This is a genomic window from Actinoplanes siamensis (assembly GCF_016862395.1).
GTDB lineage: Bacteria > Actinomycetota > Actinomycetes > Mycobacteriales > Micromonosporaceae > Actinoplanes > Actinoplanes siamensis.
Genome location: NZ_BOMW01000032.1, coordinates 143,869 through 156,493, shown reverse-complemented (window position 1 = coordinate 156,493; position 12,625 = coordinate 143,869). Strand labels below are relative to the sequence as shown.

General features: G+C 74.4%; 12 protein-coding genes and 1 tRNA gene. 7 read left to right on the top strand and 6 right to left on the bottom strand.

The window, feature by feature from the left end:
- Positions 1-36: 36 nt before the first annotated feature.
- Positions 37-109: transfer RNA gene (locus Asi03nite_RS17520), tRNA-Gly, on the bottom strand.
- A 165-nt stretch (positions 110-274) separates the two neighbouring features.
- On the opposite strand from Asi03nite_RS17520, the gene Asi03nite_RS17515 reads away from it, so the two are divergent.
- Complete coding sequence (locus tag Asi03nite_RS17515; RefSeq protein ID WP_203680998.1) at positions 275-1,453, top strand: GNAT family N-acetyltransferase; 1,179 nt, start codon at positions 275-277, stop codon at positions 1,451-1,453.
- Positions 1,454-1,585: 132 nt separating this feature from the next.
- On the opposite strand, the gene Asi03nite_RS17510 is transcribed toward Asi03nite_RS17515, so the two are convergent.
- From Asi03nite_RS17510 to Asi03nite_RS17500, 3 genes are all read right to left on the bottom strand, one after another.
- Positions 1,586-2,314, bottom strand: a complete 729-nt coding sequence (locus tag Asi03nite_RS17510; protein ID WP_203681024.1) for an FAD:protein FMN transferase — start codon at positions 2,312-2,314, stop codon at positions 1,586-1,588.
- A gap of 31 nt (positions 2,315-2,345) precedes the next feature.
- Entirely contained in the window at positions 2,346-2,882 is a 537-nt protein-coding gene (locus Asi03nite_RS17505) for an FMN-binding protein (protein ID WP_203680997.1), read from the bottom strand.
- A 119-nt stretch (positions 2,883-3,001) separates the two neighbouring features.
- A complete protein-coding gene (locus Asi03nite_RS17500; RefSeq protein WP_203680996.1) occupies positions 3,002-4,825 on the bottom strand; it encodes a ferredoxin reductase family protein in 1,824 nt (607 codons plus the stop codon).
- A 169-nt stretch (positions 4,826-4,994) separates the two neighbouring features.
- Between Asi03nite_RS17500 and cbiE the strand changes: the two genes are divergently transcribed.
- From cbiE to Asi03nite_RS17475, 5 genes are read left to right on the top strand one after another with little or no spacing between them, the layout of a single operon-like run.
- Entirely contained in the window at positions 4,995-6,206 is a 1,212-nt protein-coding gene (gene cbiE, locus Asi03nite_RS17495) for a precorrin-6y C5,15-methyltransferase (decarboxylating) subunit CbiE (RefSeq protein WP_203680995.1), read from the top strand.
- Complete coding sequence (gene cobM / locus Asi03nite_RS17490; RefSeq protein WP_203680994.1) at positions 6,203-6,946, top strand: precorrin-4 C(11)-methyltransferase; 744 nt, start codon at positions 6,203-6,205, stop codon at positions 6,944-6,946. Before cbiE ends, cobM begins: the two co-directional genes overlap by 4 nt.
- Positions 6,943-7,668, top strand: a complete 726-nt coding sequence (locus tag Asi03nite_RS17485; RefSeq protein WP_203680993.1) for a cobalt-precorrin-6A reductase — start codon at positions 6,943-6,945, stop codon at positions 7,666-7,668. Before cobM ends, Asi03nite_RS17485 begins: the two co-directional genes overlap by 4 nt.
- A gap of 57 nt (positions 7,669-7,725) precedes the next feature.
- On the top strand, positions 7,726-8,331 hold the full coding sequence (locus tag Asi03nite_RS17480) for a hypothetical protein (RefSeq protein WP_203680991.1): 606 nt from the start codon (positions 7,726-7,728) through the stop codon (positions 8,329-8,331).
- Positions 8,328-8,897 (top strand): hypothetical protein, encoded by a 570-nt coding sequence (locus tag Asi03nite_RS17475; protein ID WP_203680989.1) that lies wholly within the window; start codon positions 8,328-8,330, stop codon positions 8,895-8,897. The genes Asi03nite_RS17480 and Asi03nite_RS17475 overlap by 4 nt, the downstream gene beginning before the upstream one ends.
- A gap of 25 nt (positions 8,898-8,922) precedes the next feature.
- Here Asi03nite_RS17475 and Asi03nite_RS17470 read toward each other — a convergent pair whose 3' ends face one another.
- Positions 8,923-9,624, bottom strand: a complete 702-nt coding sequence (locus tag Asi03nite_RS17470; RefSeq protein ID WP_203680987.1) for a SemiSWEET transporter — start codon at positions 9,622-9,624, stop codon at positions 8,923-8,925.
- A 160-nt stretch (positions 9,625-9,784) separates the two neighbouring features.
- Between Asi03nite_RS17470 and Asi03nite_RS17465 the strand changes: the two genes are divergently transcribed.
- The gene (locus Asi03nite_RS17465; protein WP_203680986.1) at positions 9,785-10,960 is read left to right on the top strand and encodes a hypothetical protein; all 1,176 of its coding nucleotides are present in this window, start codon (positions 9,785-9,787) and stop codon (positions 10,958-10,960) included.
- A 31-nt stretch (positions 10,961-10,991) separates the two neighbouring features.
- On the opposite strand, the gene Asi03nite_RS17460 is transcribed toward Asi03nite_RS17465, so the two are convergent.
- Positions 10,992-12,614 carry a beta-1,3-glucanase family protein gene (locus Asi03nite_RS17460; RefSeq protein ID WP_239102750.1) on the bottom strand — a complete coding sequence of 541 codons (1,623 nt, stop codon included), beginning with the start codon at positions 12,612-12,614 and terminating at the stop codon, positions 10,992-10,994.
- Between the last annotated feature and the right edge of the window lie 11 nt (positions 12,615-12,625).

Below are 12,625 nucleotides of genomic sequence, written 5' to 3'. Positions count from 1 at the left end.
GCAGGCCTCGCAAGGTTACCTGTGAAGGCCTCTCCGAGCGGACGACGGGATTCGAACCCGCGACCCTCACCTTGGCAAGGTGATGCGCTACCAGCTGCGCTACGTCCGCGTTGCCGCCGGGCTTCCCTGGCGACGGAGAAAACCATAGCCGGTCACCTGGGAGTTCTCCAAACCGGGGTCCCCAGGCGTGTCGTGACCAGGGCGGATGGGCGGTTGTCCACAGGCCGCGAAGTTCGGCGCGCGCGAACCGGCCGGGTGCGGGTTGGATGGGGCCATGGAAATCCGGCAGATCACCGCCGAGGAGCGCCCGGCGACGATGTTCCCCCTGCAGGCCTATGCGTTCCTGCCCTCGCCGTGGCCGGAGACCGAGACCGAGAGATATCGCCGGCGGATGCGGTTCCACACGACCACGACCGCCCTGATCGCCGAGGAGGGCGGCGAGACGCTGGCCGGGGTGGCCGCGCTGCCCATGCGGCAGAACGTGCGCGGCCTCGTGCAGGACATGGCCGGTGTCGCCGCGGTCTCCTCGCATCCGTCGGCGCGGCGCCGTGGGCTGGTGCGCGAGCTGCTGACCCGGCTGCTGCGGCAGATGCGCGACCAGGGCTGCGGGGTGAGCGCACTCTACCCGTTCCGCCCCAGTTTCTACGCCAAGTTCGGCTATGTGGGCATCCCCCGGGCGCGCAAGGCCAGGTTCGCCCCGGAGGGGCTCTCCGAGCTGCTGCGGCGAGACCTTCCCGGCTCGGTCCAGCGCCTGCCGTTCAGGGAGGGCTACGCGGCGTACGAGGGGTTGCAGCACCGCCTCCTCGCCGAGCGCCACGGGTTCGCCGTCTTCGACGAGACCCGGACCGCCGAGTTCCGGGAGGACGAGCTCTGGCTGGCCCTGGCCCGCTCCGGTGACGAGGTGGTCGGCGGCATCCGGTATCGGATCGACGGACACGGGCGCGACCTGCTCGGATCGAACCTGTTCAGCACCGGGCCGCTGGGGCGCGCGCTGCTGCTGCAGTTCTTCGCGCGCCACGTCGACCAGGTCGCGCGGATCGAGGTGCTGACCGGGGCGGACGAGACACCCGAGCTGTGGGGCGCCGACCTGTCCGTCACGGTCACCGGCACGGTGGACTACCCACGGGCGAACGCGCCGATGGTCCGGGTGCTGGACATGCCCGCGCTGGCCGGCAGCCGGGTCGGCAGCGGCGGGATCACCGTGGAGATCGCCGGGGACGAGCTGGTCGGCGGGGTGTGGCAGCTCGGGGCGGACGACGGGCGGCTGACGGTGCGGCCCGGCGGGAGTCCGGTGGCGACGCTGAGCGTGGCCGGGTTCAGCGCGCTGGCCTACGGGGCGCTGGATCCGGTGGAGGTGTTCACCCGCGGGTTGGGTGATCTCGACGCCGCGGCGATGGAGCGGCTGGGGGCGTTGTTCCCGCGGCGCACGCCGTACCTGTTCGCCGACTTCTGAGGGGTGGGCAGAGCGGTTGTGCGAGGCGGGCGGAGCGGCTTGCGAAAGGTGGAGAGCCGCTTCGGGGCAGCGGCTTGCGAAAGCTGGGCGGCGGCTTCGGAGGGGCGGTGGGAGCGGGAGGTGACCGGGGATTCAGGCGGCTTCGGGGAGACCCGGGGAGGTGAAGGCGCGGCCGTCGTCGGTGACGGCCGCGGATTCGTAGCCCTCGGCGACGCGCTCGGCCAGCCAGGCCAGGCCCGGTTCGCCCATGGCCAGGGCCGCGGTGGCGTAGGCGTCGGCCACCGCGAGGTCGGGGCCGGCGACGGTGACCGAGCGCAGGCCGGTGGCGGGCGCGGCGGTGCGCGGGTTCCAGACGTGGGCGCCGCGCTCGTAGGTGCCGGAGGTGGCCACCGCCCCGTCCCGGACGGCGAGCACCCAGGCGAGCTTGTCGGCCTGCCACGGGTGCCGGACGCCGACCCGCCACGGGCCGCCGTCCGGGCCGGCGCCGCGCATGCGGATGTCGCCGCCGGCGTTGATGTGGTGGCGGGTGGAGCCGGCGGCGGCCAGGCGGGCCGAGGCGACCTCGACGGACCACCCCTTGACGTAGCCGGAGGGGTCGAGGGGGCCCGTCGCGTACGCGTCGAAGTAGCCGTCGGTCTCCCGCCACAGATCGGCGCAGCGATCCAGGACCAGGCGCAGGTCGGGCGAGCAGTCCGCCGGGCGGATCTCCCGGCGCCGCAGCCGGGACACCTCGCTGTCCGGCCGGTAGGTGCTGAACCGGGCGTCGACCTCGTGCAGCCACGCGCACGTGCCGGCGACGAGCTCGCGCAGCCGGGGCTCGGGCAGGTCGTCGGCGAGCTCGATGCTGACGACCGTACCCATGACGTGTTCGACGTGGCGCACGAGAAGAAAACTACGCCCCGGCGGCGTCGAGGGCGGCCTGCAGGGAGGTGGCGTACGACTGGCTGGTGAACGTCGCGCCGGAGACGGTGTCGACCTTGGCGCTCTGGGTCTTCAGGACGGCCTGGTTCAGCTTGCTGACCGCCGCGGGGTTGATCGTGCCGCTGAAGCCGGTCTTCGGGTAGGTGGCGTTGGCGCTGGCAACCTTGCCGCCGGTGACCTTGATGGTGACCTGGACCGTGCCGTAGGGGTTCTGGACGGCCTTGCCCTGGTAGGTGCCGGTCTTGAGGCCGCCCGCGTCCTGGGCCGGGTCGGTCTCCTTCTGCTTGGCCGGGGACGACGACTTGGCCGGGGACGACTTGGCCGGGGACGAGCCGGCCGGCTTCTTGGCCGCGGCGGAGGTCTGGGCGGGAGCCGGCTCCTCGGTGACCTCCTGGGCGGCCGGCGCGGCTTCCGCCGGGGCCGACGGCGGCTGGACGCTCAGGCGGACCCCGAGGATCAGGGCCGCACCGGTGAGGGTGCCGACGGCTGCTGCGGTACTACGGCGCATGGCGAGACTCCAGGTCGTAGGAAACGAAGGGTCGTGGGGTGCGGAAAGTCGTGGGGGGGACGGAGGCTCGCGGGGACGAGGGTGGTGGAACGGAAGGTTCCGGCCAGTGGAGGGCGGGGTCAGAACTCGAAGGGGTCGAGGTGGATCTGACTGTCCGGCACCTCGAGTTGCCTGAGCGTCCCGACTGCGGCGTTGACCAGGCCGGGCGGACCGCACAGGTAGACGTCGCGGCGGTTCACGTCCGGGACCAGCCCGCGCAGGCCGCCCTCGGTGAACAGCCGGCGCGGACCCGGGTCGGTGCGGGAGCCGACGATGTAGCGGACCCAGGCGTCCCGCCGCTCGGCCAGCTCCTCCAGCTCGGCGCGGAAGACCAGCTCGTCCGGGCGGCTGGCCCGATAGATCACGATGGTGTCCGCGGGCATGTCCTCCAGCAGCGCGCGGATCGGCGCGATGCCGCTGCCGCCGGCGATCAGCAGGGCCCGGCGGCGGGTGCGGCGCTGGGCGGTGAACGTGCCGAACGGGCCCTCCGCCCAGACCGGCGTGCCCGGCCGGAGCTCCCCCAGCTTGGAGGTGTGCCCGCCGGCGACCGTCACGGTCAGCCGCAGCCACTCCCGGTTCGGGGCGGCGGAGAGCGAGAACGGGTGCGACTGCCACCAGCCGTTGGCGTTCAGGAACCGCCAGCGCATGAACTGACCGGCCTGCGCGGGCAGCTTGTCCAGGTGCTTCGCGGCGATGTAGATCGAGAACGTGTTGGCGCCCTCGGCCACCACCTCGGCGACGCTGAACCGGTGCCGGGCGTTCAGCCAGACCGGCTCGACGATCCGGCCCCAGATCAGCGCGGCGATCACCAGCGCGCCCAGGCCGGGCCAGAAGTACGAGGCGAACCGGCCGCTCAGGTCCGCCCCGGTAGCCACCTGGTGGCCGTAACCGAGCAGCAGGACCAGGTAACCGGTGAGGTGGATGAGGTGCCAGAACTCGTACGGCAGGTGGGTCCGCAGCCACCGGATCGAGGTGAACGAGAGCAGGACCAGCAGCCCGGTGGCGACCGTGGCGCTGATCATCTCGGGGAACGTGGTGATCACGCTCCACGCCTGGTCGACGACGCCGGTCCGGGCGAGCAGGGCGTACCCGTAGACGATGGTGACGATGTGCGCGACGACCGCGACCAGCAGCGACGTGCCCAGCCAGCGGTGCCAGCGGAGCAGGTCGCGGGAGCCGACCCACTCCTCCAGCCAGGACACCCGGCTCATCATCAGCAGCTGGATGAAGAGCAGGTAACCGCCGATCAGGCCGGTGACCCGGCCGGCGGCCAGCATCAGTGTGGCGGTGTCACGGACCGCGCCGGCCTGCGTGTCGAAGAGCCAGAGCGCGACGCTGGTGGCCAGCCCGGAGAAGAACAGCAGGACGGTGAAGAGCCGGTTGCCCGAGGTGGCCTCGGCGGGCGGGCGGTCGTCCTCGGGCATCGGGACGCCGGTGCCGGCCTTCCAGCCGGTGGGTGAGGTGTTCGACTCGACGGCGATGTCGCCGCGCCGGTACGGATCGGCGGGCTGGGCCTGCGGAGCCGGCTCCCGCGCCGGCCACTCCGGCATCGCGTCCCAGGACGGCGTGGGGGCCGGCGAGTCCCAGGCGGGCGCCGCCGGAGCGGGCGCCGCGTGCGAGGGCCCGTTCCAGGACGGCCGCGACGAGGAGCCGGTGCCCGCAGGGGAGGCGGACCGCGCGGGAGACGCGGACCGTGCCTGGGAAGGGGCGTCCCAGGACGGAAGATCATCCCCGGAACGGGACGGGGACCGGTCGTCCTGGAGACGGGACGAGGAGCGCGAGGAGGCACGCGACGGCGAGTCCCAGGACGGACGATCGTCGCGCGGATCCGCACGCAGCCCGGCGAAGTAGCCGTCGTCGTCGTCCGGTAACTCACGCTGGTCCTGGAAGGCCGGAATGGCCATCGTCCTCACCTGCTCACCAGTCGTCTCGCGGCGCCCGCCACCCCTGCGGCCGACGTGACGGCCCGGTCTCGGTTCGGCAAGCCGTCAGGGATGCGTACGCACGCGGCCGGCGGATGGCTCAACCACGGACCGAGATTTTCCGGATCGCGGGACGGGATAGGTTCACCTGATGCGTTCCGAGAACCCACCGGTGGTCACCGTCGTCGGCATCGGCGCCGGCGGATTCCCGGACCTTTCCGGTACGGCCCGGGCCCGTCTCACCGAGGCCGAGTTGATCTTCGGCGGGCAACGACAGCTGGACCTGCTCCCGGACGAGGTGCGCGCGACCCGGCGCCCCTGGCCCAGCCCGCTGCTCCCGGCGCTCCCGGGGCTGTTCGAGGCCGGGCGCGGCCGCCGGATCTGTGTCCTGGCCAGCGGCGACCCGATGTTCCACGGGATCGGCGCGACGCTGGCCCGGGTCCTCGGGCCGGACCGGATCACGGTCCTTCCCCACCCCTCCTCGGTCTCGCTGGCCGCCGCCCGCCTCGGCTGGGACCTGGCCCGCACCGACGTGGTGAGCCTGGTCACCGCCCCGGTCGCGGCCGTCGGGCGGGTGCTCGCCCCGGGCCGCCGCCTGCTGATCCTGTCGGCCGGCGCGGACACCCCCGCCGCCGTCGCCGGCTACCTGAGCGCCCGCGGCTACCCGCAAGCCCGGCTCACCGTCCTGGAGCAGCTCGGCGGGCCGGGCGAGCGGCTGCTCACCGGCGCGGCGGGCGACTGGGCCGGGCCGGCCGGCGATCCGCTCAACGTGATCGCCGTGGAGTGCGGGGACGGCCCGCCGCTCGCGGTCGTCCCGGGACTGCCGGACACGGCGTACGAGTCGGACGGCCAGCTCACCAAGCGCGAGGTCCGCGCCGTGACCCTGGCCGCCCTGGCGCCCACCCCGGGCGCGCTGCTCTGGGACGTCGGCGCCGGCTCCGGCAGCATCGGCATCGAGTGGCAGCGCAGCCACCCGGACTGCCGGGCGGTGGCCGTCGAGGCGGACGCCGGCCGGGCCGCCACGATCAGCGCGAACGCGGCCGCCCTGGGCGTGCCCGGCCTGCGGGTCGTGCACGGCCGCGCGCCCGAGGCGCTGACCGGGCTGCCCGACCCGGACACCGTCTTCATCGGCGGCGGCCTGACCCGCGACGGCGTGCTGGACCGCTGCCTGGACGCGCTGCGCCCGGGCGGCCGGCTGGTGGCCAACGCGGTGACCGTGGAGTCGGAGGCGGTGCTGGCCGGGGCGTACGCCAGACTGGGCGGGGAGCTGACCCGCCTGACGGTGCAGCGCGGTTCGCCGGTCGGTGGGTTCACCGGCTGGCGGTCCTTCATGCCGGTGACGATCTGGACGGTGACCCGGTGACAGTGCATTTCATCGGCGCCGGTCCCGGCGCCGCCGACCTGATCACGCTGCGCGGCCACCGGCTGCTGCGCGAGGCCCCGGTCTGCCTGTACGCCGGCAGCCTGGTCCCCGCCGAGCTGCTCGCCGCCTGCCCGCCCGGCGCCCGCCTGGTCGACACGGCGAACCTCACACTCGACGAGATCGTCGCCGAGATGGTCACCGCGCACGCCAACGGCCAGGACGTGGCCCGGCTGCACTCCGGCGACCCGTCGGTGTTCAGCGCGGTGGCCGAACAGATGCGCCGCCTGGACGCGGTCGGCGTGCCCTACGACGTGACGCCCGGGGTCCCGGCGTTCGCCGCCGCCGCCGCCACGCTGGGCCGGGAGTTCACCGTGCCGGAGGTGGCGCAGACGGTGATCCTGACCCGGACCGCGGAGCGGGCCACCGCGATGCCGCCCGGCGAGGATCTGGCCACGCTGGGCGCGAGCCGGGCCACGATGGTGCTGCACCTGGCCGTGCAGCGGATCGGCGCGGTGGTCGCCGAACTGGTCGGCAACTACGGCGCGGACTGCCCGGTCGCCGTGGTGGCGCGGGCCAGCCGGCCGGACGAGCTGGTGGTGCGCGGCACGCTCGCCGACATCGCGGCCCGGGTCGAGGAGGCCGGGATCAGGCGGACCGCGGTGATCGTGGTCGGCGCGGCCCTGACCGCCGGCCAGTTCCCGGACAGCCATCTGTACTCGGCGGACCGCTGCCGGACATGAGGATCCTGATCCTCGGCGGCACCACCGAGGCACGCGAGCTGGCCGGTCTGGTCGCCGGTGAGCATCAGGTGATCACGTCGCTCGCGGGGCGGACCAGCACGCCCCGGCTGCCCGCCGGCGAGGTACGGGTGGGCGGCTTCGGCGGCGTGGACGGGCTGTCCGCGTTCCTCGCCGAGCGCGGGATCGACGTGCTGGTCGACGCGACCCACCCGTTCGCGGCGGGGATGACGCGGAACGCGTTCGCGGCGAGCCGGGCCGCCGCCGTACCCCTGCTGATCGTGCGGAGGCCCGGCTGGACCGCGTCGCCGGACGACGACTGGCGCCGCGTCGCGTCGGCGGCGGAGGCCGCGGACGTCCTCGCGGCCGAGCCGCGGCGGGTCTTCCTGACCACCGGACGGCAGACGCTCGCGGCCTTCGCGCACCTCGGCCACTGCTGGTTCCTGGCGCGTTCGGTGGAGCCGCCGGACCCGCCCACGCCCCGGCGGCTGGAGGTGCTGCTGGGCCGCGGTCCGTTCACCGTGGACGGCGAACGGCGGCTGCTCGCCGAGCACCGGATCGACGTGCTGGTCACCAAGGACAGCGGCGGGCCGGACGCGAAGCTCGTGGCGGCCCGGGCCGAGGGCGTGCCGGTGCTGATGATCGATCGGCCGGCCCTGCCGGCGGCGCCCAGCGTGCCCACCGCGGAGGCCGCCGCGGCGTGGCTCGGTGACCGCCGCCGATGAGGGCGGCTGCGGAAACCCGACAGTCCACACCTGTCACATCGATGCGACGCTGCAGGTATGTCGCCGGTCCGTGCGCTGCCCGCCGAGGTGGCCGCCGTGCGCGCGCTGATCGCCGAGGGGTACACCGGGATCGTGCGCGCCGCCGACGACCGGGAGCAGTTCTGGATCCGGTCCGCGCTCGAGCGGCTGGCCTGGGCCGACACGGCGCTGGCCGGGGTCGTCGACGGCCGGCCGGCCCGGCTGCGGGCGCTGACCACCACGGCGGTGACGGCCGCGGTGGCGGCCGGGTCGGCGGCGCTGGCCCGGATGATCGGCGGTGGGCTGCCGGTGGCGCTCGCGCTCGCCGGTCCCCTGCTCGCCCTGACGCTGTACCGGATCGGTCCGGCCCGGCGCCGCCCGGCCACCCCGGCGCCGCCCGAGCTGCCGGGGCCGCCCGGGTCCGGGTTGGCCGAGGTGCCGGCCGGGCTGGAGCGGGCCCGGGTCCGGCTGGTCTCGGCCGGGCTGCGGCGGGCCGGCCGGGCGAACTGGCGTCCGCCGGCGATGCGGCGGGTAATCGCCGCCGATCCGGTGCTGGCCCGGCTGGCCGAGGCGGACCTGCTGCTCTGCCAGGCGATCGACTGCCTGGAACGCTATCTCGACGACCTCTCGAAGGACTGGCCGTGAGCCGGGACGACCCGTTCGCCGGTGGCGTCGCTCCCCGGCTGCGCCGCCTGGACCGGGACCTGGCCGAGGCCATTGTGGACGCGCAGTGCCGGGACTGGACCGCCGACCGCCCGGACCGGGTGGGTTTCGCGCGGCTCGGGCAGGTACGCCGGGAGGTCGGCAGGGCGGCCGCCCGCTACCGGGTGAGCCCCCGGGCCGTGGACCGGACCGCCGCTCCCGCCGTACTGCTGGCCGGTCTTCTGGTGGTCGCGCCGTTGTTGTGGCTGGCGCCGGATCCGGGGCGGCCGCTGCCGCTGGCCGCGATCGCGGTGGCGGGCCTGTGGGCGGCGGATCTGTTCCGCGCCGGGCTGCGCCGGCTGCGGATCCGCCGGGCCCGGCATGCGCCGGACCGCGCGGCGCCGATCGACGATCCGTTCCGGTACGCCCGCGCCCGGCGCACGATCGAGTCGTGTGCCGCGGCGGCCCGGGCCGACCGGTCGTACCGCAGGCGCGGCGCGGCGGCCGACCTGGAGTACGCGCTGGACTGGCTCTCCGCCGCGCAGGAGGAACTGCCGCGGGTCCGCTGACCGGGGGCGCCGGCGCGCGTCGCGGTCAGACCCCGGACATCGCCAGGCTGCGGGTGACCACCGACTCCCGCCACGGCGGGGTGGCGATCGCCGTGGACGTGGCCGGCCCGCGGCGGGTGGCCAGGACCGCGCAGACGACAAGCGCGCTGCCCAGCCCGACCAGCGCCGACGCCCAGACCGCCGGCTGGCCGGCGCCCAGGCCGTACACCAGCCAGGAGCCGTTGGCCGCGGCCGCCAGCCGGAAGCGCATCGGGGAGAGGCCGGACATGTCCTGCGTGCGGTTCCGGAGCAGCGCCAGCGGCTGCGGCACGGCGGACAGGAACGACGAGACCGCCAGGACCGTGCCGAGCAGCGCCGCCGCCCGGGTCGCGGTGACCTGCGGAAGCACTGCCGAGGCCGTCGCCACGCAGATGGCGAACAGCACCGTGCCGGTGATCCCGGCGGCGCCGCGCAGCGCCCGCACCGAGCGCAGCCGCGGGCGGGTGATCAGCAGGGCGAGCAGCACGGCCAGCCCGGACACCAGGTTGAGCAGGTTCGAGAAGACCTGGATCCGGTCCCCGATCAGCAGCCCGTACGTGAGCCATCCAGCCGGCATCGTCACCGCGAACAGGCACGCGGCCGGGGAGAGACCTCCGGTGCGGCGCCGTACGCAGGAGAGGAAGACCTGGGGCCAGGCGATGAACATGGACAGGGCGGCTCCGAGGAAGCCGAAGGCGTGCGCAGACATGATCCGATTCCGGGTCGAAGACGTGGACACGCATCGCTTCGGCACCGACCGGGCACCGGTGAAGCGCCGGCACCCGGATCGCAACCACGCGCACCCCGCCCGCAACCCCGCGAGGCCCCGTGGATGCCGGGCGCCCGGCGGCATTTGGCACAGTGGACTGATGCTGACCGACGTGGACCTGCCCGCGCCCGGACTGCTCTGGACCCGCTGGGCGGCGCTCAGTGCCGCGATGACCGGCATCGACCGTGGTGAGCTGTGGTCCATCGACGGCAGCCGCGCCCGATGCGACGACCCGGACACCGGCTGGGCCCGCTTCGCCCTGCTCGACGGCCGCCGCGCGGTGCTGTACGGCGCGCACCGCGACCACCACGCCGCGGTCTCCGCGGACCCGGCGGTGGACCCGCTGACCGGAGCCCCGGACTGGCTGCCCTGGGCCGACCTGACCCCGCTGGCCGAGAACGATCGGCTGGGCTTCGTGATCTGGCACGAGAGTGGGCGCTGGTCGCGGGTGCGTTACCAGCATCGATCCGAGGACGGCCTGACCGAGGTGATCGCGCCGCTGCTCACCGAGGAGCGCACGGTGTCCGCGCTGCGCGCCCTGCCGGCCGCGGCCGACCGCGCGGGGATCCGGGACATCGCCGCCGGGCTGCTGCACGCCGCGATCCGCGGCGAGGTGGACACCGGCCGTCTGGGCGCGCTGCTCGGCGACACGGCGGATCTCGAGGCGGCGCTCGCCGTCGCGGAGCGGGGCGGGATCACGCCGGGCACCCGGCCGCCGCGGATCGCGCCGGGGCAGCGCCCGCCGATGCGCCGGGTGCGCCGGCTCAGCCAGGGCGAGCACGACCGGCTGGTCTGGGCGGCCATGCACGAGTCGGCCGAGCTGCGCCGGCCCGCCCCGCCGGACACCGACGAGCTCGCGACGCTGGTGCGCTGGCTGCAGGAACGCGCACCGGGCGGGGAGGGGCGGTGCTCGCTGCTGGCCTACGCGGACGCGACCAGCTTCAGCTCGCAGCCCGGTGAGCATCCGCCGGCCGACCGGCCGGGCGAACAGCGGTACGCCGTGTTCCGCCGGCTGACCGAGCTGGTCCGCGCGCTGCGCCGGGCGGAGTCCGATCCGCGGTACGGCCGCTGGCTGTTCCTGCGGATCGAGACCACCGCCACGACGTTCCAGATCGAGCGCCGGTACGACTCGTGGCCGTCCTGGTGGCACGACGACGGCGTCTCCGGGCCATGGCGCACCAACCTGCAGGACGAGGTCGACGGACGCCACCCGAGGTGGCGCCCGTCGTGGACTCCGCTGCTCGACCCGGAAGTCGCGTACCGCCCGACGTCCTGACGTCAGGCGCCACCCGTGGGGCGGCGCCGGATCAGAACGGGCTGAACGTGATCGCGGCGGTGCGCGGGTCGCCGTCGTGGACCAGCGACTCCTGGTTCTGGACGTCGTCGAAGGCGAAGGCGTACGCCTTGCCGTCGACCATGTTGGCGTGGATCACCTTGGCGTACAGGTTCGCCGGGTTGCCCTGGTAGAAGTCCGCGCCCGTGCCGGACGGCTGGACGTCCAGGCGGCCCAGCGTGGTGCGCTGCAGAGCGGCGCAGAGGGTCCGCGCGATCGGGCCGACCACCTGGTCGTTCGGGGCGCCGAGGGCGCCGTCGCAGCCCCAGACGTTGGCGGTGGACGGCTTGGTGAACGAGGCCACCACCTTGCCGGAGGTGTCGGTGAAGCTCATCACGTCGCCCGAGGTGCGGCCCGAGAACTTCAGGTTCGGCTGGTCGGTGAAGGGCGTGACGGTCAGCGTCTTCGAGGTGTACGCGCTCCAGGCGCTGGAGATGTACGAGTCCAGGTAGGTCGGGCTCATCAGGCCGGCGTCGGCCGCCTTGCCCGGGGCGAGCACCCGCAGGACGGTGCCGTCGGCGCGGGTGACCACGCTCTTGGCGAAGTCCGGGCTGGCCTTGATCGCGTCGATGACCTTCTGCCGGCCGTTCGCGACGACCTCACCTGTCGAGCTGGTGACCCCGGCGCCGCCGGTGACGCTGACCACGTGCGGCACCGCGAACATGTCCACCTGCGAGCTGTTCAGCCACAGGCCTGACGAGTTGACGGTGAACTCGCTCCAGTCGAAGAGGATGTCGTGGTTCGGGTCGCCGCCGGCCCACGGCGCGGGCTGGACCAGGCCGTCGGTGGTGAGCCGGAAGTCCAGCTTCTGGCCGAAGGAGAAGTAGAGCCGGCCGGAGAGGTTGCGGGGCACCTTGATCGTGGTGCTGCCGCCGGTGGCCGGGCCGTCGATCGACACGTCCGGGGCCGGCACGGGCACCGCCCCGCCGCCGGTCCACGCGGTGAACGCGCCGGCCTTGTCCACGTAGCCGAGCTTGCCGGTGTCCAGGTTGACGCCGAGGACGTAGAGGTGCACGGCGTCGCCGCGGCCGGTCTTGTTGGTCACCGTGACCGGGAGCAGGTCCTCCCGCGGCGGGACCGCGGCCTGCTTCGTCGTGGCCGACGCGGTGGTGGCCGGCGCCTTGGCCGGGCTCGTCGCCGGCGCCGCGGTCGTCGGCCGGACCGTCGGGGCGGTGGTGGCCGGAGCGTCCGGGGCGGTCGTCTCGGCGCCGCCGCAGGGCTGACCGTTGAGCTTGCAGTTGAGCGGCTGGCCGCCGGAGCCGACGAAGCCGAACGTCACCTTTCCGTCGACCGGCACGGCGCCGTTCCAACTACGATTCGTGAACGTGCGGTGACTCCCACTGGCGGTCATCTCGGCGTCCCAGAAACTGCCGATCGAGGCCCCGGCGGGCAGGTCGAATTCGACTTTCCAGGAGGTCATCGCGGACGTTCCGGTGTTGCTCAGGACCACCTCGTCCTGCCAGCCAGAGCCCCACTTGGACACCGTACGCAGGGTCGCCGTGGCCGCGGAGGCCGAGGCGGGCAGCGCGAACCAGGCGGTGCCCACCGCGGCCACGGTCGCCAGCGAGGTGAGGAGCAGCGTTCTTTTCCGGCGCATCGGGAATCGCC

Coding starts and splice junctions, on each gene's coding strand:
- Asi03nite_RS17515 (WP_203680998.1), top strand. CDS start 275: ATGGAAATCCGGCAGATCACCGCCGAGGAGCGCCCGGCGACGATGTTC.
- cbiE (WP_203680995.1), top strand. CDS start 4,995: ATGCGTTCCGAGAACCCACCGGTGGTCACCGTCGTCGGCATCGGCGCC.
- Asi03nite_RS17470 (WP_203680987.1), bottom strand. CDS start 9,624: ATGTCTGCGCACGCCTTCGGCTTCCTCGGAGCCGCCCTGTCCATGTTC.
- Asi03nite_RS17465 (WP_203680986.1), top strand. CDS start 9,785: ATGCTGACCGACGTGGACCTGCCCGCGCCCGGACTGCTCTGGACCCGC.
- Asi03nite_RS17480 (WP_203680991.1), top strand. CDS start 7,726: ATGTCGCCGGTCCGTGCGCTGCCCGCCGAGGTGGCCGCCGTGCGCGCG.
- Asi03nite_RS17500 (WP_203680996.1), bottom strand. CDS start 4,825: ATGGCCATTCCGGCCTTCCAGGACCAGCGTGAGTTACCGGACGACGAC.
- Asi03nite_RS17485 (WP_203680993.1), top strand. CDS start 6,943: ATGAGGATCCTGATCCTCGGCGGCACCACCGAGGCACGCGAGCTGGCC.
- Asi03nite_RS17510 (WP_203681024.1), bottom strand. CDS start 2,314: ATGGGTACGGTCGTCAGCATCGAGCTCGCCGACGACCTGCCCGAGCCC.
- Asi03nite_RS17505 (WP_203680997.1), bottom strand. CDS start 2,882: ATGCGCCGTAGTACCGCAGCAGCCGTCGGCACCCTCACCGGTGCGGCC.
- Asi03nite_RS17460 (WP_239102750.1), bottom strand. CDS start 12,614: ATGCGCCGGAAAAGAACGCTGCTCCTCACCTCGCTGGCGACCGTGGCC.